The sequence below is a fragment of the Peribacillus sp. FSL K6-5616 genome, assembly GCF_038008245.1.
In the GTDB taxonomy this organism is placed as follows: domain Bacteria; phylum Bacillota; class Bacilli; order Bacillales; family DSM-1321; genus Peribacillus; species Peribacillus frigoritolerans.
On sequence record NZ_JBBOYT010000001.1, the window covers coordinates 5,065,001 to 5,086,813 of the forward strand.

15 protein-coding genes, 3 tRNA genes, 5 rRNA genes, 1 other RNA gene and 1 other annotated feature (1 of these 25 running past the window's edge) are annotated in these 21,813 nt (G+C 44.5%); of the genes, 20 read left to right on the forward strand and 4 right to left on the reverse strand.

Annotated elements, in window-relative coordinates:
- Positions 1–1,445, forward strand: a 23S ribosomal RNA gene (locus MHB45_RS24590) (it extends 1,488 nt beyond the left edge of the window).
- Between the two features lie 64 nt (positions 1,446–1,509).
- A 5S ribosomal RNA gene (gene rrf / locus MHB45_RS24595) occupies positions 1,510–1,625 on the forward strand.
- 81 nt (positions 1,626–1,706) lie between these two features.
- On the opposite strand, the gene MHB45_RS24600 is transcribed toward rrf (MHB45_RS24595), so the two are convergent.
- The gene (locus MHB45_RS24600) at positions 1,707–2,672 is read right to left on the reverse strand and encodes a YaaC family protein (protein ID WP_072272170.1); all 966 of its coding nucleotides are present in this window, start codon (positions 2,670–2,672) and stop codon (positions 1,707–1,709) included.
- A 111-nt stretch (positions 2,673–2,783) separates the two neighbouring features.
- Between MHB45_RS24600 and guaB the strand changes: the two genes are divergently transcribed.
- The 4 genes from guaB to MHB45_RS24620 all read left to right on the forward strand — a co-directional run bounded on the left by guaB (position 2,784) and on the right by MHB45_RS24620 (position 7,597).
- On the forward strand, positions 2,784–4,247 hold the full coding sequence (gene guaB / locus MHB45_RS24605; RefSeq protein WP_048688703.1) for an IMP dehydrogenase: 1,464 nt from the start codon (positions 2,784–2,786) through the stop codon (positions 4,245–4,247).
- A gap of 173 nt (positions 4,248–4,420) precedes the next feature.
- A complete protein-coding gene (locus MHB45_RS24610) occupies positions 4,421–5,737 on the forward strand; it encodes a D-alanyl-D-alanine carboxypeptidase family protein (protein ID WP_081088479.1) in 1,317 nt (438 codons plus the stop codon).
- A gap of 69 nt (positions 5,738–5,806) precedes the next feature.
- Positions 5,807–6,031: a binding site (T-box leader), on the forward strand.
- Positions 6,032–6,094: 63 nt separating this feature from the next.
- The gene (gene serS / locus MHB45_RS24615) at positions 6,095–7,372 is read left to right on the forward strand and encodes a serine--tRNA ligase (protein WP_048688701.1); all 1,278 of its coding nucleotides are present in this window, start codon (positions 6,095–6,097) and stop codon (positions 7,370–7,372) included.
- Between the two features lie 132 nt (positions 7,373–7,504).
- Positions 7,505–7,597, forward strand: a tRNA-Ser gene (locus MHB45_RS24620).
- A gap of 121 nt (positions 7,598–7,718) precedes the next feature.
- On the opposite strand, the gene MHB45_RS24625 is transcribed toward MHB45_RS24620, so the two are convergent.
- From MHB45_RS24625 to MHB45_RS24635, 3 genes are all read right to left on the reverse strand, one after another.
- Positions 7,719–8,390, reverse strand: coding sequence for a deoxynucleoside kinase (locus MHB45_RS24625; protein WP_048688698.1), 672 nt, complete (start codon positions 8,388–8,390; stop codon positions 7,719–7,721).
- On the reverse strand, positions 8,368–9,027 hold the full coding sequence (locus MHB45_RS24630; RefSeq protein WP_048688695.1) for a deoxynucleoside kinase: 660 nt from the start codon (positions 9,025–9,027) through the stop codon (positions 8,368–8,370). Before MHB45_RS24630 ends, MHB45_RS24625 begins: the two co-directional genes overlap by 23 nt.
- A 180-nt stretch (positions 9,028–9,207) precedes the next feature.
- On the reverse strand, positions 9,208–9,753 hold the full coding sequence (locus MHB45_RS24635; RefSeq protein ID WP_048688692.1) for an isochorismatase family cysteine hydrolase: 546 nt from the start codon (positions 9,751–9,753) through the stop codon (positions 9,208–9,210).
- A 139-nt stretch (positions 9,754–9,892) separates the two neighbouring features.
- On the opposite strand from MHB45_RS24635, the gene tadA reads away from it, so the two are divergent.
- From tadA to MHB45_RS24705, 14 genes are all read left to right on the forward strand, one after another.
- Entirely contained in the window at positions 9,893–10,402 is a 510-nt protein-coding gene (tadA, locus tag MHB45_RS24640; RefSeq protein ID WP_260089152.1) for a tRNA adenosine(34) deaminase TadA, read from the forward strand.
- Positions 10,403–10,545: 143 nt separating this feature from the next.
- An RNA gene (gene ffs / locus MHB45_RS24645) (signal recognition particle sRNA large type) lies at positions 10,546–10,810 on the forward strand.
- A gap of 183 nt (positions 10,811–10,993) precedes the next feature.
- On the forward strand, positions 10,994–12,682 hold the full coding sequence (dnaX, locus tag MHB45_RS24650; protein ID WP_048688689.1) for a DNA polymerase III subunit gamma/tau: 1,689 nt from the start codon (positions 10,994–10,996) through the stop codon (positions 12,680–12,682).
- Between the two features lie 21 nt (positions 12,683–12,703).
- Positions 12,704–13,021 carry a YbaB/EbfC family nucleoid-associated protein gene (locus MHB45_RS24655; protein WP_048688709.1) on the forward strand — a complete coding sequence of 106 codons (318 nt, stop codon included), beginning with the start codon at positions 12,704–12,706 and terminating at the stop codon, positions 13,019–13,021.
- A gap of 60 nt (positions 13,022–13,081) precedes the next feature.
- A complete protein-coding gene (gene recR / locus MHB45_RS24660; RefSeq protein WP_034316264.1) occupies positions 13,082–13,678 on the forward strand; it encodes a recombination mediator RecR in 597 nt (198 codons plus the stop codon).
- 20 nt (positions 13,679–13,698) lie between these two features.
- Positions 13,699–13,917: a YaaL family protein gene (locus tag MHB45_RS24665; protein ID WP_034316261.1), complete on the forward strand. Its 219-nt coding sequence runs from the start codon at positions 13,699–13,701 to the stop codon at positions 13,915–13,917.
- Positions 13,918–14,021: 104 nt separating this feature from the next.
- Positions 14,022–14,291: a pro-sigmaK processing inhibitor BofA family protein gene (locus MHB45_RS24670; protein WP_370019689.1), complete on the forward strand. Its 270-nt coding sequence runs from the start codon at positions 14,022–14,024 to the stop codon at positions 14,289–14,291.
- Between the two features lie 344 nt (positions 14,292–14,635).
- A 16S ribosomal RNA gene (locus MHB45_RS24675) occupies positions 14,636–16,186 on the forward strand.
- A gap of 115 nt (positions 16,187–16,301) precedes the next feature.
- Positions 16,302–16,378: transfer RNA gene (locus MHB45_RS24680), tRNA-Ile, on the forward strand.
- Positions 16,379–16,394: 16 nt separating this feature from the next.
- Positions 16,395–16,470 (forward strand) — tRNA-Ala (locus tag MHB45_RS24685).
- Positions 16,471–16,574: 104 nt separating this feature from the next.
- A 23S ribosomal RNA gene (locus tag MHB45_RS24690) occupies positions 16,575–19,507 on the forward strand.
- A gap of 64 nt (positions 19,508–19,571) precedes the next feature.
- Positions 19,572–19,687: ribosomal RNA gene (gene rrf / locus MHB45_RS24695) — 5S ribosomal RNA — on the forward strand.
- Together the 16S, 23S and 5S rRNA genes with 2 tRNA genes alongside form the textbook arrangement of a ribosomal RNA operon.
- A gap of 209 nt (positions 19,688–19,896) precedes the next feature.
- Entirely contained in the window at positions 19,897–20,115 is a 219-nt protein-coding gene (locus MHB45_RS24700) for a sigma factor G inhibitor Gin (protein ID WP_081088802.1), read from the forward strand.
- 239 nt (positions 20,116–20,354) lie between these two features.
- Entirely contained in the window at positions 20,355–21,809 is a 1,455-nt protein-coding gene (locus MHB45_RS24705) for an aminotransferase class I/II-fold pyridoxal phosphate-dependent enzyme (protein ID WP_072273923.1), read from the forward strand.
- Positions 21,810–21,813: the final 4 nt, after the last annotated feature.

A 21,813-nucleotide genomic window follows, 5' to 3' on the forward strand; every position in this document is an offset into this window, starting at 1 on the left:
AGGGTAAGCGCGCTGTTGGATATGCGCGTCCAAGCAGTTAGGCCGGAAACGAGGCAAATCCCGTTTCCATTAAGGCGGAGCTGTGATGGCGAGGGAAATATAGTACCGAAGTTCCTGATTCCACGCTGCCAAGAAAAGCCTCTAGTGAGATGTAAGGTGCCCGTACCGCAAACCGACACAGGTAGGCGAGGAGAGAATCCTAAGGTGTGCGAGAGAACTCTCGTTAAGGAACTCGGCAAAATGACCCCGTAACTTCGGGAGAAGGGGTGCTTTTTAGGGTGAATAGCCCAGAAAAGCCGCAGTGAATAGGCCCAGGCGACTGTTTAGCAAAAACACAGGTCTCTGCGAAGCCGCAAGGCGAAGTATAGGGGCTGACACCTGCCCGGTGCTGGAAGGTTAAGGGGAGAGGTTAGCGCAAGCGAAGCTTTGAACCGAAGCCCCAGTAAACGGCGGCCGTAACTATAACGGTCCTAAGGTAGCGAAATTCCTTGTCGGGTAAGTTCCGACCCGCACGAAAGGTGTAACGATCTGGGCACTGTCTCAACGAGAGACTCGGTGAAATTATAGTACCTGTGAAGATGCAGGTTACCCGCGACAGGACGGAAAGACCCCGTGGAGCTTTACTGCAGCCTGATATTGAATTTTGGTACAGCTTGTACAGGATAGGTAGGAGCCTGAGAAGCCGGAGCGCCAGCTTCGGTGGAGGCGTTGGTGGGATACTACCCTGGCTGTATTGAAATTCTAACCCGCGCCCCTTATCGGGGTGGGAGACAGTGTCAGGTGGGCAGTTTGACTGGGGCGGTCGCCTCCTAAAGAGTAACGGAGGCGCCCAAAGGTTCCCTCAGAATGGTTGGAAATCATTCGTAGAGTGTAAAGGCACAAGGGAGCTTGACTGCGAGACCTACAAGTCGAGCAGGGACGAAAGTCGGGCTTAGTGATCCGGTGGTTCCGCATGGAAGGGCCATCGCTCAACGGATAAAAGCTACCCCGGGGATAACAGGCTTATCTCCCCCAAGAGTCCACATCGACGGGGAGGTTTGGCACCTCGATGTCGGCTCATCGCATCCTGGGGCTGTAGTCGGTCCCAAGGGTTGGGCTGTTCGCCCATTAAAGCGGTACGCGAGCTGGGTTCAGAACGTCGTGAGACAGTTCGGTCCCTATCCGTCGCGGGCGCAGGAAATTTGAGAGGAGCTGTCCTTAGTACGAGAGGACCGGGATGGACGCACCGCTGGTGTACCAGTTGTCTTGCCAAAGGCATAGCTGGGTAGCTACGTGCGGACGGGATAAGTGCTGAAAGCATCTAAGCATGAAGCCCCCCTCAAGATGAGATTTCCCATGGCGCAAGCTAGTAAGATCCCTGAAAGATGATCAGGTTGATAGGTCAGAGGTGGAAGCATGGTGACATGTGGAGCTGACTGATACTAATAGATCGAGGACTTAACCAACGCTTTTTAAAAAATGAAATACCTTCTTATTATCTAGTTTTGAAGGAACAACGTTCCTTTTATGTTTGGTGGCGATAGCGAAGAGGTCACACCCGTTCCCATTCCGAACACGGCAGTTAAGCTCTTCAGCGCCGATGGTAGTTGGGGGTTTCCCCCTGTGAGAGTAGGACGCCGCCAAGCCATTTAAAAAGATCAGCCATCCGGCTGGTCTTTTTTTGTCGTTTCAGGACAGATTTATTCACAAATAGGGTGTTGGAAGGATCAGATGTGGAACCTTTCCGACTTAATCCATTCAAATATTAAAAATGGCACCTTAGCTTGGCTTATTTTAAGGAATTGCACAATGCAAGGGTAATCGTCATTAGGCATGGTTTTCATCAGCTCTGCCCACCATTCTGTTTCATAACGAGCTATTATGCTAAGGTTATAAGAAATCAAATAATGAATCAAAAGCTCAGGTAATGAAAAAGCGGACGATTCTTTATTTAGAGATAGCATGAATTTCCCCTCTTCTAAATTATACCGTATTGGAGATGCGGCATTATGAATAGGAACACCCTCTGTTTTTAAATGCAGTGTTCCAGGAGCTTCCGAAATACTGTAAATTTGATTCGTTTTAGCTTTCAAAAATTCTTCCAATCGACTGCTGGACATTTGATAGCTATCCAATATGGATGAAGGCAATTGAAAACCATTGGAGGAGGGGAGCAGGGCAACGAAATTTTTCTTGGAAATGGACCATGTAAAGTTTTGCATATCCGGGATTTCTTTCATAAGTGTACCCATGGAAAACTTTTCACCTTCCAGATGCTTGATATGAAATAATTTCTCGGCGATGCAGGTGAAAAGTCCATTTTTTTGCGTTTTCACTTCATCCTTCAGAAATTCATATTGCTGTTTTTTCTTTTTCCTCGTAGTTACCCCATGGGCAAGCATCGAAGTTGATTCCGGATAGTTAGGATCAATCGTGAGCAGACAAGCCTTTAATAATTGGGCGAATCCATAAAATGTCAGGATTGGTTGAATGGAAAGTGGTGCAATGGCTGCCTGATTATAATAAGTTTTAGCATGTTCAAGATGGTAAATAAATGGATAACAATTATCATAACTTTTGATTTCCGCTTCTGCTATTTTTTCTTGTGTGTAACATTTTTGTAAAAAAAGTTGAGAGGAAGATGCGGAAAAAAAAGGTGTATATTTATCGAAATTATCATTGTTTTCAGGCATTGCAGCTATCCTCCGAATTAATAGAATAATCAAACATTTATTTCTCTTCTTGACAGTAGTATGTCCTATTGATAACCTACAAATAATATTTTTAAGCAGGAGGGGAAAATAATGTGGGAAAATAAATTTGCAAAAGAAGGTTTAACCTTTGATGATGTCCTATTAATTCCAGCGAAATCAGAGGTTTTGCCGAAAGATGTCAACCTTCAAGTCAACTTAGCTGAAAACTTAAAGCTCAACCTTCCTATCATCAGTGCAGGAATGGATACCGTGACAGAAGCAGAGATGGCGATTGCCATGGCTCGTCAAGGCGGATTGGGTATCATTCATAAAAATATGTCCATTGAAGCACAAGCTGAACTGGTGGATAAAGTAAAACGTTCAGAAAGCGGTGTAATTACCGATCCATTTTTCTTGACGCCAGATCACCAGGTATTCGATGCAGAGCATTTAATGGGTAAATATCGCATTTCGGGTGTTCCTGTAGTCAACAATATTGAGGATCAAAAACTTGTGGGTATCATTACAAACCGTGATTTGCGATTTATTTCCGATTTTTCCTTGAAGATTTCCAGTGTCATGACTGTTGAGAATCTCGTCACAGCGCCAGTAGGAACTAACTTGGAACAAGCAGAGAAGATTCTTCAAAAGTACAAAATTGAAAAGCTTCCTCTTGTAGACGATAATGGAGTTCTTAAAGGACTTATTACGATCAAGGATATCGAGAAAGTCATTGAGTTTCCGAATTCGGCGAAAGATAAGCAAGGGAGATTGCTTGCAGGTGCTGCAGTCGGAGTGACTAAGGATACAATGAAGCGTGTTGAAATGCTTGTTAAGTCCCATGTCGATGCAATTGTACTTGATACTGCTCACGGTCATTCAGAAGGCGTCCTTGAAATGGTGAAGGAAATCCGCGCGACTTATCCTGAATTGACGATCATTGCCGGTAATGTGGCAACGGCTGAAGGGACGAAAGCATTGATTGAAGCGGGGGCCGATGTAGTGAAAGTGGGAATCGGACCAGGGTCAATCTGTACGACAAGGGTTGTAGCCGGTGTAGGTGTTCCACAAATCACGGCAGTCTTCGATTGTGCAACAGAAGCAAGAAAACATGGTAAAACGATTATCGCTGATGGCGGAATTAAATATTCAGGTGATATCGTTAAAGCGCTGGCTGCAGGCGGACATGCAGTAATGCTTGGTAGTATGCTTGCAGGTGTAACTGAAAGCCCTGGCGAAACGGAAATTTTCCAAGGTCGCCGTTTTAAAGTGTATCGGGGTATGGGATCTGTTGCTGCAATGGAAAAAGGATCTAAAGATCGTTACTTCCAGGAAGATAACAAGAAATTTGTTCCAGAAGGCATCGAAGGGCGCCTTCCATACAAAGGACCTCTATCAGATACCATTTTCCAACTGATTGGCGGCATTCGTTCAGGTATGGGATATTGCGGTACAGCCACATTGGAAGAGTTGAGAGAAAACTCTCAATTTGTCAAAATGACCGGTGCCGGATTAAGGGAGAGCCATCCTCATGATGTCCAAATTACTAAAGAAGCACCGAACTACTCAATGTAATGAATTTAACATATAATCGTCATTAAAATTTATTGTTAAAATAGACAGAGTCTGCGATTACTCTGTCTATTTTTTTTATTTTTTCTGTGATAAACTAGACAAGGTGTCAAGGGATTTACATAAAGTTTCTTCTTTGTTATAGAGATTAGCTTAAAAGTTGGAGGTATTGGAAATTGAAAAAAATCAGCAAGACCCTCATTTTCACTTTTGTTTTTGTTCTTGTTATGTCGCAATTTGCCTATCAACCGGGGGAAGCTGTTGCTGAATCTGATAATTTAGGTTTAAAGGCAGAGGCAGCCATCATAATCGATGGTGAAACAGGACAAATCGTGTATGAAAAAAATGCCGATAAAGTATTAGGGATTGCATCCATGTCTAAAATGATGACCGAGTACATCATAATGGAGTCAATTGAAAATGGGAAAATCAGTTGGGATCAAAAAGTAAAAATAAATAAATATGTACATGACCTTTCAAAAGCACCCAATTTGTCGAATGTTGGGTTAACGGAAGGTGAAGATTATACAGTTAAGGAACTATATCAAGCTATGGCCGTCTATTCAGGAAATGCGGCAACAGTAGCTTTAGCACAGCTAGTTTCCGGAAGTGAAAAGAGCTTCGTTAAGTTAATGAATGAAAAAGCAAAGGAATTAGGCTTGAAAAATCATAAATTCGTTAACGCCAGCGGTTTGAATAACTCCGATTTATTAGGGCAATATCCTTCAGGTGATGAAGATGATGAAAATATCATGACAGCAAAAGATACTGCACTTCTTGCTTATCGTTTAATAAATGATTATCCGGAAGTTTTAAAAATCGCCAGCATTCCTAAATTGAAGTTCCGTGATGGAAAAGAATATCCGAACTTCAACTGGATGCTGCCTGGCCTGATTTTTGAATATAAAGGCGTAGATGGACTAAAGACGGGATCTACCGACTTTGCTGGTTATGGCCATACAGGGACGGTTATCCAGGACGGTCAGCGCTATATCACGGTGGTCATGAAGTCCACTAATAAAAACGAACGTTTTGCAGATAGCACTAAGCTTATGAACTATGCTTATGCAACATTTAAAAAGGAAAAAGTCCTTCCAGCCAACTACCAGGTGAAAGGGAAAGAAACACTTTCAGTAGTGAAAGGCAAGGAAAAAGACGTTAAGATCCAATCTGAAAAAGCAATCGAGCTACTTGTTGAAAATGGTGGGAAAGACAACTATAAAACTGATTTAGTGATTGATAAAAACAAATTGAATGAAGATGGTAAGCTGACTGCACCAATCAAAAAAGGTGAAAAGCTAGGCTACATCACAGTCACTCCTAAAAAAGGAGAAGATTACGGGTACATCAACGGAGATCCAGTTAAGGTTAACGTCGTAGCTGCTGAATCTGTTGAAAAGGCAAACTGGTTCGTATTATCAATGCGGGCGGTTGGCGGATTCTTTGGAGACGTTTGGAGCAGTGTAGCTTCCACTGTTAAAGGCTGGTTTTAAGTTTCGTGTATAAAACGGTTGCGTAATGTATAAAATTATAGTACATTATGGAAAACAATCTGATTATATAAGAAAGCAATGACAGGAAATAGTAACAAGTATTTCTTTCTATAGAGAGCCGGTGGCTGGTGGAAATCGGTGTGAGAGTTTTGTGAATCCCTCCTGGAGCAGAGTATGGAAAGCCTTTTGGGTCAGTAAATACTTTCGGTTAAAAGCCGTTATCGTGATAAGTGGTAGGCGTTTTTCATAGGCCTTCAACTAGGGTGGCAACGCGGGTTAACTCTCGTCCCTTCTTCAGGGGACGGGAGTTTTTTGCGTTCTTTGATAAATCATCAAAAACATTAAGGAGGAATTGAAATGTTGGATTTGAAATATGTAAGAAATAATTTTGAAGAAGTGAAGCGTGTATTGCAATTCAGAGGGGAAGATTTAACCGATTTAGGAAAATTCGAGGAACTGGATGTAAAGCGCCGGACCTTGATTGCTGAAACGGAAAAGTTGAAAAGCCAAAGAAATGAAGTTTCACAGCAAGTGGCCATATTGAAACGGGAGAAAAAAGATGCAGATCAGTTGATTGCGGAAATGCGTGAAGTCGGTGACCGTATAAAAGGTTTCGATGATGAGCTTCGTGAAGTGGAAGCACAATTAGAAATATTACTTCTTTCCATTCCTAATATACCGCATGAAAGCGTGCCTGTTGGTGAGACGGAAGACGATAATGTCGAAATCCGTAAATGGGGGGAGTTACCTGAATTCAAGTTTGAACCGAAACCACACTGGGATGTAGCTGGAGATCTAGGCATCCTGGATTTTGAACGGGCAGCAAAAGTGACCGGAAGCCGATTTGTATTTTATCGGGGTCTTGGTGCTCGATTAGAGCGTGCACTAATTAGCTTTATGTTAGACCTTCATGTTGAGGAACACGGATATGAAGAAATGCTGCCACCATATATGGTGAACCGTGCAAGCATGACCGGGACAGGTCAATTGCCAAAATTCGAAGAGGATGCTTTCCGTATTGAAAGTGATGATTACTTCTTGATTCCTACAGCTGAAGTGCCGGTGACAAATTTCCATCGTGATGAAATCATGAGCACGGACGATCTGCCGATAAGCTATGCGGCATACAGTGCTTCATTCCGTTCAGAGGCAGGATCTGCGGGTCGTGATACGCGCGGGCTAATTCGTCAGCACCAGTTCAATAAAGTTGAACTAGTGAAGTTCGTGAAGCCGGAAGATTCTTATGCAGAGTTGGAAAACCTCACAGGTCATGCCGAAAAGGTCCTCCAATTGCTGGGTCTTCCATACCGAGTGCTAAGCATGTGTACGGGAGATCTTGGTTTCACAGCTGCTAAAAAGTATGATATCGAGGTTTGGATCCCGAGCTATGGAACGTACCGCGAAATTTCTTCTTGCAGTAACTTTGAAGCATTCCAGGCTAGACGGGCCAATATTCGCTTCAGGCGTGATGCAAAAGGCAAACCGGAACACGTCCATACCCTAAATGGATCAGGCTTGGCAATCGGCCGTACAGTCGCTGCCCTTTTGGAGAATTACCAGCAGGAAGATGGCAGTGTTATCATTCCTGAAGTATTACGTCCATATATGCGCGGTGCGGAAGTCATTAAACCGTAAGTCAAAGGGAATCAGCTTCTGGTTAAAGAGGCTGATTCCCCTTTTTATCAAAGTTTGAAAATTATTTTAAAAAAACTTTATAGAGGGCTTGACTTTGATTTTGATTCCATGTAATATAATAAATGTTGATACGGAGGTATACCCAAGTCCGGCTGAAGGGATCGGTCTTGAAAACCGACAGGGGAGTCAAATCCCGCGGGGGTTCGAATCCCTCTACCTCCTCCATAACTTATTAATAACCACAGCGCATAAATTGGATATCGATGAATTCCGTTACAGTTATGTAACGGAATTTTTGTTTTCTAATATATTAAAAAACCACCGGATAACCGGTGGTTTTTCTGTTTTACACATTTCGCAACAACTTGGTTTGCTCCATATATTCGGCAATCCGTTTTATAAGAGGTTCGATACTTGCTTCATCCTGCATAAGATCATATTCGTTTATATTTAATCGAAGGACAGGGCAGGCGTTGAATTGATCGATCCATTCTTCGTAACGGCCGTGCATTTCCTGCCAATATTCAATTGGGGTATGCTGTTCCATTGGACGGCCGCGCTCTTGGATCCGGTTGAGGATATCATCGAGCGAACCTTCAAGATAGATAAGTAAATCAGGGTGCGGGAAGTATGGCGTCATTACCATGGCATTGAAAAGGCTTGTATACGTTTCGTAGTCCACCTCATTCATCGTGCCTTTTTCATAATGCATTTTTGCAAATATCCCGGTGTCTTCATAAATGGAACGGTCTTGGATAAAACCGCCGCCGTATTCAAAGATTTTTTTTTGCTCTTTAAATCGTTCAGCGAGGAAATAGATTTGCAGGTGGAAACTCCAACGATTAAAATCATCGTAAAACTTATCCAGGTAGGGGTTCGTATCAACCTTCTCAAATGATGTCCTGAATTGAAGGGCATCAGCTAACGCATTGGTCATGGTCGATTTTCCTACGCCAACCGTCCCTGCTATCGTAATGACGGCGTTGTTTGGAATATTATATTTCTTTCGTAAGTTCATTTGACGTTACTCCTTTGTGCAGGGCATTCTCTATTTGGCTTATTATCGTTTTCAAATCATCCTTGTTCCCGACAAAATCCAGCTCATCTCCGTTGAATGTAAGAACAGGGATGTCAGGGTGCTGTTTCTCGAATGTTTCCATGAATGTTCGATAATCCGCGGATAACTGCTCTAAATAAATGGAGGATATATTTTCTTCGATTTCACGACCTCTTTTACCGATTCGGGAGAGAAGAGTATCAAGGCTTGCGTTTAAATAAATCACCATATTAGGTTCAGGCATATCCCGTGTTAAAATATTGAATATCTCAAGATACTTATTGTATTGTTCGTTCTTTAACGTTCTTTCAGCAAATATCAAGTTCTTGAATATATGATAATCAGCCACTACGGCTTGGTCATTAGTAAGATACTTTTTTTCGATATCATCCAACTGTTTATAACGGTTACATAGAAAAAACATTTCTGTTTGAAAGCTCCACTCATCAATATCTTTATAGAATTTCCCGAGAAATGGATTTTCATCGACAATTTCCCTTAATAATGAAATTTGAAAATGATCTGCGATAACTTTTGCAAGTGATGTTTTTCCCACGCCGATTGGACCTTCGACAGTGATAAATGGGGTGGATTTCATCCAATCTGTCCTCCTTCATGAGGTATCAAGCTAAAATTCCCGGTCATAGGATTTTCGCCAAGAGATATTGTATCACAGACTTGGGACTTTAGTGACATTTTTGTCAGGTTGATAAAGAAAGAGAATGAAAGAGTGTTAATTGGGGAGGTATGTAGATTAATGCCTTGTTCGATTGAATGCTTACATGTCTTCACCTTGTTTTATGGATGCCTTGAGAACATGGTTCATCATTTTTAATGCGTAATGATTATCTTCCTTTGATGCAGAAGCTATGCAATCCTTCGGAATCCATAATTTATATTCCCGCATATAGGCATCATTGGCCGTGAATAGCACGCAGATGTTGCCAGCTATGCCAGTAATGATCAGGGTATCCACGTTTAATCGTTTAAGCAGTGTATTGAGTGCCGTCCCATAAAATGCGGAATGCTTCGGCTTGATGAGAAAAAACTCGTCCTGTTGAGGTTTTATTCTTTCGATTAATGAGGCATTACCTTCATTTTTACATATATCAATGATTTTATCGAAGTCAGCCTGCCATAAATCATAATGATCATTGATATAAATGATTGGAAAACCTTTTTCTTTCATTTGCTTCTTTAATTTCAAGATCGGATTGACGATAAGTTTCGTATGTGCAAGGAGCATATTCCCGTATTTGAAGTCAAAGTCATTGATCATATCAATGATAAGCAATGCAAAAGAAGGCGATTCAGGTCGATTCATGGTATATCCTCCTGTATTGTGAGAATTTACTTGCAGCACATATGCCGCATGCGTTACTATTCATTAGAACAAGTAGTATGACCTTTATTTTGTCTTATATTTGTCTGTTTACTCCTATTTAATATGAGGGGGTTTTTTTTTGAAGGATGATGTTCATTACATGAATTTAGCCTTAGAGGAAGCAAAAAAGGCGCGGCAATTGAATGAAGTGCCGATTGGCGCTTTAATCGTAATAGATGATCAAGTTATTTCGACGGGGCATAACCTGAGGGAAACGGAACAGAATGCGACGGCACACGCGGAGCTCCTTGCAATCAATGAGGCTTGCCGTGCTACTGGCAGTTGGCGTCTTGAAGATGCGACATTATATGTAACGCTGGAACCTTGCCCGATGTGTGCCGGTGCCATCTTGCAATCAAGGGTGAAAAGGGTCGTTTTTGGAGCGCATGATCCAAAGGCTGGCTGTGCAGGCACATTCATGGATTTACTTCGAGATGAACGCTTTAACCATCAATGTGATGTAACCAGTGGTGTATTGGGGGAAGAGTGCGGCTGGATTTTGACTTCTTTTTTTAAAGAGCTAAGGGATAGAAAGAAAATGTTGAAAAGAGAGCAGGCACTCAAGCTTGTTGAAGAAAATAATAAGTGAAAAACGAATGTTGAAGATGAATCTTTGCTTCATTTGGTAAATTTGGAATTGAACTGTCCAAGAACAACACTTGCGTTTTTTTTGTTACCTTAGTATAATGAATTATGCGTCGACATGACGCTATGAAATTGGTATTACTTTTGCCGTGCTAGACGGGGAGGTAGCGGTGCCCTGTACTCGCAATCCGCTCTAGCGAGGTTGAATCCCTTCTCGAGGTTAGCATTCTGTAGGGCCTGCCTTAAGTAAGTGGTGTTGACGCCCGGGTCCTGCGCAATGGGACTCCATGAACCATGTCAGGTCCGGAAGGAAGCAGCATTAAGTGGAAGTTCTCATGTGCCGCAGGGTTGCCTGGGCCGAGCTAACTGCTTAAGTAACGCTTATGGTTGCTAATCGACAGAAGGTGCACGGCAGTTATTTTACATAAACAAAAAACTCATTCGTATCGGGTGGGTTTTTTTTTATGCCAAGAAGGTAAAGTGCTTGGTGTTTTTGAAAAAAATGAGGCAATGATGAAATTTCATTTTAGACTTTGATATTAAGGAAATCAGTAATGTATAATAAACAAGATGGAGAAAAGAAGGAGGGATTTCCGTGGGGTATCAAGCATTATATCGGGTATGGCGGCCGCAACAATTCATTGATGTAGTCGGGCAGGAACATGTGACGAAAACGTTGCAGAATGCTTTGGTCGGGCAAAAGGTTTCACATGCCTATTTATTTTCCGGTCCACGTGGAACAGGGAAAACAAGTGCTGCCAAAATTTTAGCAAAAGCAGTGAATTGTGAGCATGCCCCGACAAGTGAGCCCTGTAACGAATGTGCTACCTGCCGCGGAATCACCGATGGCTCCATATCAGATGTTATAGAAATTGATGCAGCATCCAATAATGGTGTCGAGGAAATCCGTGACATTCGTGATAAGGTCAAATATGCACCTAACGCGGTTACATATAAAGTTTACATCATTGATGAGGTACATATGCTTTCACAAGGGGCGTTCAATGCGCTTTTAAAGACATTGGAAGAACCTCCGAAGCATGTGATTTTCATATTGGCGACGACTGAGCCCCATAAGATTCCACTAACGATCATTTCCCGTTGCCAAAGGTTTGATTTTAAACGGATCCAGCCTCAAGATATAGTTGGCCGGATGTCACAAATCATTGCAGAAACTGGTGTTTCTTGTGATGAACAAGCCCTGCATATCATTGCGAGGGCAGCCGAAGGCGGGATGCGGGATGCACTAAGCCTTCTTGATCAAGCGATATCCTTCAGTTCGGAGACAGTTTCAGTGGAAGATGCATTGACTGTCACCGGATCTGTTTCGCAAGCGTTTTTAAGCCGGCTGGCAAAAGCTATATATGATAAAGAAGTAGCGGTGGCACTTGAAGTCCTTGAAGAATTGCTGGCCATGGGAAAAGACCCGGCTAGGTTCATAGAAGACATGATTTATTACTTCCGTGACATGCTGTTGTTTCAAACGGCACCGGCACTGGCAGAATCCTTCGAGCGTGTTTTGATAGATCCCCAATTCAAGGAATTGGCAGAAGTGATTTCTTCTGAATCGATTTACTCCATAATTGAAAGCTTCAATCAAACACAGCAGGATATGAAATGGACAAATCATCCAAGGATTTTCCTTGAGGTGGCACTTGTGAAGTTATGTAATGAGCAAAGGCCAAATCAAATGGATAACGGGCAGCTTCAACAGCTGCAGCAGAAAATAGAAGATTTAGAGAAGAAATTACTCGAAATGCAGAAAAACGGCATTCCGGCAGCCATGGCAGAAAAACCTGCAGAGCAGGCTAAGGCGCAAAGGGCCGTTAAAAAGTCATATAAAGCACCTGCCGGAAAGATCAATCAAGTTTTGAAACAAGCTACAAAGCCAGGTCTTAATGCTGTGAAAAGTAAGTGGGGGGAAGTGCTTGAACAGTTAGGTCAGCAAAACCAAAAGTCATTGGCAGCTTTATTAACGGAGGCGGAACCTGTTGCTGCGTCAACTGAAGCTTTTGTGGTAAAATTCAAATATGATATTCATTGTCAAATGGCAATGGAAAATAACCGTTTCGTGGAAGTGATAGCCTCGATCATGCAGCAATTGACCGGACACCGAATGGAGATAGCTGGAGTTCCGGAAAGCCAGTGGCAAAGGTTGCGGGAGGATTTCATCTCAACACAGCAGTTCGACGGTCCAGAAGAAACGGAATCAAAAGAAGAAGACCCCTTTATAGCAGAGGCTAGAAAATTAGTCGGCGATGATTTACTTGAAATTAAAGAATAATTGGAGGTAAGGAAAATGGGTATGCGCGGCGGTAATATGCAGAATATGATGAAACAAATGCAAAAGATGCAAAAGAAGATGGCAGAGGCACAAGAAGAATTAGGTGAAAAAAGGGTTGAAGGAACTGCCGGCGGCGGAATGGTAACGGTCATCGTGACTGGACATAAGGAAATAGTCGATGTAGTCATCAAACCGGAAGTTGTCGATCCGGATGATATCGATATGCTTCAGGATTTAGTGTTGGCTGCTACTAACGATGCTTTGAAAAAGGCGGAAGAAATGACAAACCAAACGATGGGACAATTCACTAAGGGAATGAACCTTCCGGGTATGTTTTAAGCAAGTTCAAAAGAAACTTCCTTTCAGGGGGTTTCTTTTGAAATTTTTAGGAGGAATTCGATGCATTATCCAGAACCAATTTCCAAGCTCATTGACAGTTTTATGAAATTGCCGGGGATTGGTCCTAAAACGGCTGCTCGATTAGCCTTTCATGTATTAAGCATGAAGGAAGATACTGTTTTGGATTTTGCAAAAGCACTTGTTAATGCTAAGCGGAATCTTATGTATTGCTCAGTCTGTGGTCATATTACAGATCAAGATCCCTGCTATATTTGCGAAGATCAAAAGAGGGACAGAAGTTTGATCTGTGTGGTACAGGACCCGAAAGATGTTATAGCTATGGAAAAGATGAGAGAGTTCAATGGTTTATACCATGTACTGCATGGCAGTATTTCCCCGATGGACGGAATTGGTCCTGAAGATATAAATATTCCTGATTTATTAAAGCGCCTGCAAGATGAAACAGTGCTGGAGGTAATTTTGGCTACTAATCCTAATATTGAAGGTGAAGCGACAGCCATGTATATTTCCCGGTTGCTTAGACCATCAGGCATCAAAGTGACCCGAATTGCCCACGGACTTCCTGTTGGCGGAGATTTGGAGTATGCGGATGAAGTGACGCTATCAAAAGCAATAGAAGGAAGAAGAGAAATATAAGATAGCTGGGAGGACTTCACTTGTTCTTTCGTAAAAAAAAGAAACTTCGGAATGAATTCAATGATTCATTAATCGAAGAGCTTGAACAATTGAAATGGAATTGGCATAATCAAAAATCATTACTTGAAAAAAGCGTTGATCCATCTGAGGAAGTAATCGCCCAAACGAGACTGGCGGAAGTGAAATATTTCTACTTATTCAGGGAAGTCAAAAGAAGGAATGTTCGCTTAAAAAGATGATAAGGAAATGGCTGTGAAGGATTGTTTGATCCTCATGGCCATTTTTTTCGGTTCTTAATCCAGCGTTTCCTTCATATAAGTTTAGTACAAGCTTGCGGGGAGGAATGAGTTTGGAACCAGTTGTCTTTGTTGCCATAGTTGGCGGCTTGATTTTAATGCTCCTCATTATCGGGGCGCCATTAAGACCTGTCCGGTTTATAGGGCAGGGCATTATAAAGGTCATTATCGGTGCAGCATTTTTGTTCTTTTTGAATACACTTGGGAATCAGGCGGGCATTCATGTCCCCATCAACCCTGTTACCTCGGCAGTCGCCGGCTTGCTTGGAATACCGGGAGTTGCCGCATTGGCGGCCATTGGTTATTGGATCATTTAAAGGATAGTGCGTCGAAGTCATCTTATGAAAACCTCATGGATATCTCCTTGGGGTTTTTATCATGCTATTGTTTTTTTTGAAAAAAACTAATTTAACCATTGACGATTACTGATCAACCTGATAATATATTAGGAGTCGCCAATAACGACATCATACATTGCTTAACCGAAAAACAATATGAAAAAAAGTTGTTGACATCAGGTTTGGTAAATGATAAGATAATAAAGTCGCTTACGAAGTAACGACGAAAAATCGCTCTTTGAAAACTGAACAGAACAAAGCGCCAACGTTAAATTTTAAGTGAGCACACACTATCAAAAAAGCAAATGAGCAAGTCAAACATTTCTTCGGAGAGTTTGATCCTGGCTCAGGACGAACGCTGGCGGCGTGCCTAATACATGCAAGTCGAGCGAATCGATGGGAGCTTGCTCCCTGAGATTAGCGGCGGACGGGTGAGTAACACGTGGGCAACCTGCCTATAAGACTGGGATAACTTCGGGAAACCGGAGCTAATACCGGATACGTTCTTTTCTCGCATGAGAGAAGATGGAAAGACGGTTTACGCTGTCACTTATAGATGGGCCCGCGGCGCATTAGCTAGTTGGTGAGGTAATGGCTCACCAAGGCGACGATGCGTAGCCGACCTGAGAGGGTGATCGGCCACACTGGGACTGAGACACGGCCCAGACTCCTACGGGAGGCAGCAGTAGGGAATCTTCCGCAATGGACGAAAGTCTGACGGAGCAACGCCGCGTGAACGAAGAAGGCCTTCGGGTCGTAAAGTTCTGTTGTTAGGGAAGAACAAGTACCAGAGTAACTGCTGGTACCTTGACGGTACCTAACCAGAAAGCCACGGCTAACTACGTGCCAGCAGCCGCGGTAATACGTAGGTGGCAAGCGTTGTCCGGAATTATTGGGCGTAAAGCGCGCGCAGGTGGTTCCTTAAGTCTGATGTGAAAGCCCACGGCTCAACCGTGGAGGGTCATTGGAAACTGGGGAACTTGAGTGCAGAAGAGGAAAGTGGAATTCCAAGTGTAGCGGTGAAATGCGTAGAGATTTGGAGGAACACCAGTGGCGAAGGCGACTTTCTGGTCTGTAACTGACACTGAGGCGCGAAAGCGTGGGGAGCAAACAGGATTAGATACCCTGGTAGTCCACGCCGTAAACGATGAGTGCTAAGTGTTAGAGGGTTTCCGCCCTTTAGTGCTGCAGCTAACGCATTAAGCACTCCGCCTGGGGAGTACGGCCGCAAGGCTGAAACTCAAAGGAATTGACGGGGGCCCGCACAAGCGGTGGAGCATGTGGTTTAATTCGAAGCAACGCGAAGAACCTTACCAGGTCTTGACATCCTCTGACAACCCTAGAGATAGGGCTTTCCCCTTCGGGGGACAGAGTGACAGGTGGTGCATGGTTGTCGTCAGCTCGTGTCGTGAGATGTTGGGTTAAGTCCCGCAACGAGCGCAACCCTTGATCTTAGTTGCCAGCATTCAGTTGGGCACTCTAAGGTGACTGCCGGTGACAAACCGGAGGAAGGTGGGGATGACGTCAAATCATCATGCCCCTTATGACCTGGGCTACACACGTGCTACAATGGATGGTACAAAGGGCTGCAAACCTGCGAAGGTAAGCGAATCCCATAAAGCCATTCTCAGTTCGGATTGCAGGCTGCAACTCGCCTGCATGAAGCCGGAATCGCTAGTAATCGCGGATCAGCATGCCGCGGTGAATACGTTCCCGGGCCTTGTACACACCGCCCGTCACACCACGAGAGTTTGTAACACCCGAAGTCGGTGAGGTAACCTTCATGGAGCCAGCCGCCTAAGGTGGGACAGATGATTGGGGTGAAGTCGTAACAAGGTAGCCGTATCGGAAGGTGCGGCTGGATCACCTCCTTTCTAAGGATAATTACGAGGCGCTTTTGTTTTGTTCAGTTTTGAATGAGTGATTCATTCAATTAAATAGCAATCCCGCGATAAGCTTGGGAAGCAGAAGCTTATTATTTATGTGAATGGGCCTATAGCTCAGCTGGTTAGAGCGCACGCCTGATAAGCGTGAGGTCGATGGTTCGAGTCCATTTAGGCCCACCATTCCATTTCCCGATACGGGGCCTTAGCTCAGCTGGGAGAGCGCCTGCCTTGCACGCAGGAGGTCAGCGGTTCGATCCCGCTAGGCTCCACCAATGAAACAATCACGTTGTGATTGGGACAGCTTGTTCCTTGAAAACTAGATAATAGATAGAAGGCAATTAATTTTTTTCAAAGCATCTGTAAGATCTTTTTTAACGGTTAAGTTAGAAAGGGCGCACGGTGGATGCCTTGGCACTAGGAGCCGATGAAGGACGGGACTAACACCGATATGCTTCGGGGAGCTGTAAGTAAGCTTTGATCCGGAGATTTCCGAATGGGGAAACCCACTGTTCGTAATGGAACAGTATCTTTACCTGAATACATAGGGTACTGAAGGCAGACCCGGGGAACTGAAACATCTAAGTACCCGGAGGAAGAGAAAGCAAACGCGATTTCCTGAGTAGCGGCGAGCGAAACGGAATTAGCCCAAACCAAGAGGCTTGCCTCTTGGGGTTGTAGGACACTCAACATGGAGTTACAAAGGAACGGGGTAAATGAAGCGACCTGGAAAGGTCCGTCGAAGAAGGTAAAAACCCTGTAGTTGAAACTTCGTTCCCTCCTGAGTGGATCCTGAGTACGGCGGGACACGAGAAATCCCGTCGGAAGCAGGGAGGACCATCTCCCAAGGCTAAATACTCCCTAGTGACCGATAGTGAACCAGTACCGTGAGGGAAAGGTGAAAAGCACCCCGGAAGGGGAGTGAAATAGATCCTGAAACCGTGTGCCTACAAGTAGTCAAAGCCCGTTAATGGGTAATGGCGTGCCTTTTGTAGAATGAACCGGCGAGTTACGATTTCATGCGAGGTTAAGTTGATGAGACGGAGCCGCAGCGAAAGCGAGTCTGAATAGGGCGAATGAGTATGAGGTCGTAGACCCGAAACCAGGTGATCTACCCATGTCCAGGGTGAAGTTCAGGTAACACTGAATGGAGGCCCGAACCCACGCACGTTGAAAAGTGCGGGGATGAGGTGTGGGTAGCGGAGAAATTCCAATCGAACCTGGAGATAGCTGGTTCTCTCCGAAATAGCTTTAGGGCTAGCCTCAAGATGAGAGTATTGGAGGTAGAGCACTGATTGGACTAGGGGCCCCCAACGGGTTACCGAATTCAGTCAAACTCCGAATGCCAAATACTTATTCTTGGGAGTCAGACTGCGAGTGATAAGATCCGTAGTCGAAAGGGAAACAGCCCAGACCACCAGCTAAGGTCCCAAAGTATACGTTAAGTGGAAAAGGATGTGGAGTTGCTTAGACAACCAGGATGTTGGCTTAGAAGCAGCCACCATTTAAAGAGTGCGTAATAGCTCACTGGTCGAGTGACTCCGCGCCGAAAATGTACCGGGGCTAAACGTATCACCGAAGCTGTGGATTGACACCGTATGGTGTCGATGGTAGGAGAGCGTTCTAAGGGCGTTGAAGTCAGACCGGAAGGACTGGTGGAGCGCTTAGAAGTGAGAATGCCGGTATGAGTAGCGAAAGAAGGGTGAGAATCCCTTCCACCGAATGCCTAAGGTTTCCTGAGGAAGGCTCGTCCGCTCAGGGTTAGTCGGGACCTAAGCCGAGGCCGAAAGGCGTAGGCGATGGACAACAGGTTGATATTCCTGTACCACCTATACATCGTTTGAACGATGGGGGGACGCAGAAGGATAGGGTAAGCGCGCTGTTGGATATGCGCGTCCAAGCAGTTAGGCCGGAAACGAGGCAAATCCCGTTTCCATTAAGGCGGAGCTGTGATGGCGAGGGAAATATAGTACCGAAGTTCCTGATTCCACGCTGCCAAGAAAAGCCTCTAGTGAGATGTAAGGTGCCCGTACCGCAAACCGACACAGGTAGGCGAGGAGAGAATCCTAAGGTGTGCGAGAGAACTCTCGTTAAGGAACTCGGCAAAATGACCCCGTAACTTCGGGAGAAGGGGTGCTTTTTAGGGTGAATAGCCCAGAAAAGCCGCAGTGAATAGGCCCAGGCGACTGTTTAGCAAAAACACAGGTCTCTGCGAAGCCGCAAGGCGAAGTATAGGGGCTGACACCTGCCCGGTGCTGGAAGGTTAAGGGGAGAGGTTAGCGCAAGCGAAGCTTTGAACCGAAGCCCCAGTAAACGGCGGCCGTAACTATAACGGTCCTAAGGTAGCGAAATTCCTTGTCGGGTAAGTTCCGACCCGCACGAAAGGTGTAACGATCTGGGCACTGTCTCAACGAGAGACTCGGTGAAATTATAGTACCTGTGAAGATGCAGGTTACCCGCGACAGGACGGAAAGACCCCGTGGAGCTTTACTGCAGCCTGATATTGAATTTTGGTACAGCTTGTACAGGATAGGTAGGAGCCTGAGAAGCCGGAGCGCCAGCTTCGGTGGAGGCGTTGGTGGGATACTACCCTGGCTGTATTGAAATTCTAACCCGCGCCCCTTATCGGGGTGGGAGACAGTGTCAGGTGGGCAGTTTGACTGGGGCGGTCGCCTCCTAAAGAGTAACGGAGGCGCCCAAAGGTTCCCTCAGAATGGTTGGAAATCATTCGTAGAGTGTAAAGGCACAAGGGAGCTTGACTGCGAGACCTACAAGTCGAGCAGGGACGAAAGTCGGGCTTAGTGATCCGGTGGTTCCGCATGGAAGGGCCATCGCTCAACGGATAAAAGCTACCCCGGGGATAACAGGCTTATCTCCCCCAAGAGTCCACATCGACGGGGAGGTTTGGCACCTCGATGTCGGCTCATCGCATCCTGGGGCTGTAGTCGGTCCCAAGGGTTGGGCTGTTCGCCCATTAAAGCGGTACGCGAGCTGGGTTCAGAACGTCGTGAGACAGTTCGGTCCCTATCCGTCGCGGGCGCAGGAAATTTGAGAGGAGCTGTCCTTAGTACGAGAGGACCGGGATGGACGCACCGCTGGTGTACCAGTTGTCTTGCCAAAGGCATAGCTGGGTAGCTACGTGCGGACGGGATAAGTGCTGAAAGCATCTAAGCATGAAGCCCCCCTCAAGATGAGATTTCCCATGGCGCAAGCTAGTAAGATCCCTGAAAGATGATCAGGTTGATAGGTCAGAGGTGGAAGCATGGTGACATGTGGAGCTGACTGATACTAATAGATCGAGGACTTAACCAACGCTTTTTAAAAAATGAAATACCTTCTTATTATCTAGTTTTGAAGGAACAACGTTCCTTTTATGTTTGGTGGCGATAGCGAAGAGGTCACACCCGTTCCCATTCCGAACACGGCAGTTAAGCTCTTCAGCGCCGATGGTAGTTGGGGGTTTCCCCCTGTGAGAGTAGGACGCCGCCAAGCCATTTAAAAAGATCAGCCATCCGGCTGGTCTTTTTTGCTTAATGCAAAGGAAAATCATTGGATATAAAGGGATTATCAATTATGGAAACTTTTATGAAGACATACACGTATTGAAATTCTTCATCATACATTGTTAAAAGCATCCCCGGGTTCTCTTAAACTATTTAAATCAATGTATGCGAACAATGGTTTTTGGGGAGAATGCAGGTATGGAGGTGGAGATGTTGGGGACAACAACAACCAAAACAACGGCAGGGGAAACGTGCGCGGTTTGTGAACAAGTAAAAGGGATGGGTATACATCTATATACGACTTTTATCTGTGAGGAATGCGAAAGGGATATGATCGGGACGGATACGAACGATCCCAAGTACCAATATTACTTAAAGAAATTAAGAAAAATCACTAATCCTGAAATATTATCATGAAAAAATAGTTTGTGGAAAGTTAAAGAATCAGAGATAAAAGAAATGTGTGTTTCTTTAGTCTCTGATTCTTTTTTTGGTACTTTAGAAGAATGCTTGGCAACATGCTCCCATGTTGCCGTATGTTCCCTCCAAACAGACTGTTCAGAGATGCATAATTGCCTTTCTGTCGGCGCAATATGAGATAAAATTGTACTTATTTGATAAAATGAAAAAATACTATGATATGAGGGAAGAGAAAAATGAATCAATCACAGACACCATTGTTCGATGCAATGAGTGCTTTTCATAAAAAAAGCTCCATATCCCTGCATGTCCCAGGGCATAAAAATGGATGGGTGTTTAATAAAAAGGGCCAAGCCTTATACAACCCCCTGCTTGGTATTGATGCCACGGAAATAAGCGGTTTAGATGACCTGCATGCTCCAGAGGGCGCCATTCTAAAGTCCGAGCAACTACTCGCTGATCTATATGGGGTAAAGCGGAGTTATTTTCTCGTTAATGGGTCAACCGTAGGCAACATTGCCATGATTCTTGCTGCCTGCAGGGAAGGTGATAAGGTCCTTGTCCAAAGAAACTGCCATAAATCAATTTTACATGGATTGATGTTAGCGAATGTACAACCGATTTTTTTGCAACCGGATTATTATGAGAAATGGGGCATTGCCGGCGGTGTGGGATCAAATTTAATTGAAGAAGCCTTGAGTGTACATCCAGATGCAAAAGCCATCATTGTTACCTATCCTAATTATTATGGAATTGGTGAAGACTTGACGGAAATGGTAAGACTCGCACATCAAAAGGGGATTCCTGTGCTGGTGGACGAGGCACATGGCGCTCATTTTCAGTTAGGAAGTCCGTTTCCCAAGTCGGCCATTTCGGCAGGGGCAGATGCCGTTGTCCATTCAGCGCATAAAACACTGCCAGCCATGACGATGGGGTCATTTCTTCATGTGAATTCATCCTTAATTGATGTCGATCAAGCATCATTCTATTTACAAATGCTTCAGTCCAGCAGTCCATCTTACCCAATTATGGGTTCGCTCGACTTGGCCAGGGCCTACTTAGCCGCTTTTACATCAGAAGATAAAAAATTCCTTATTGAAAAGATATCGGACTTCAGAGGAGAATTAGGTGCCCTGCAGACAGTAAGGGTTCTGGAGGCGCCGCCAGGCACCTTGGCAGACCCGTTAAAAGTAGTCATTCAATCAACAAATGGTTTAAGCGGATTTGAGTTACAGCAGCTATGTGAAGCCGAAGGCATTTTTACGGAGTTGGCTGATCCTGATAATTTATTAATGATTTTACCCTTATTAAAAATGGGTACCGATTTTCCTTTTCATGAAATCATACAAACTATAAAAAGTGCCACTCAAGACAGAACTGGAAACAAGGAAGCAGATCTTCGGGTCCTCTGGCCTGATGGAAGGTCAATGACAGGGCTTGAAATGCCCTACTCCGTCATGAAGCATAGCAAAGCAAGACCTGTCGAATTACGGAAAGCAGTCGGAGAGGTATCCGCCGAGATGGTCATTCCTTATCCGCCGGGCATCCCTCTAATTATGTCCGGGGAAATGATTACTCCTGAACATATATCCAATTTGCGGAGACTGCTGGAAATGGGATCAAGGTTTCATGGTGGTTCCTCCCTTTCAAACGGAGAATTAATCGTTTATGAAAGCGGGCAGACTGGTTAAAATG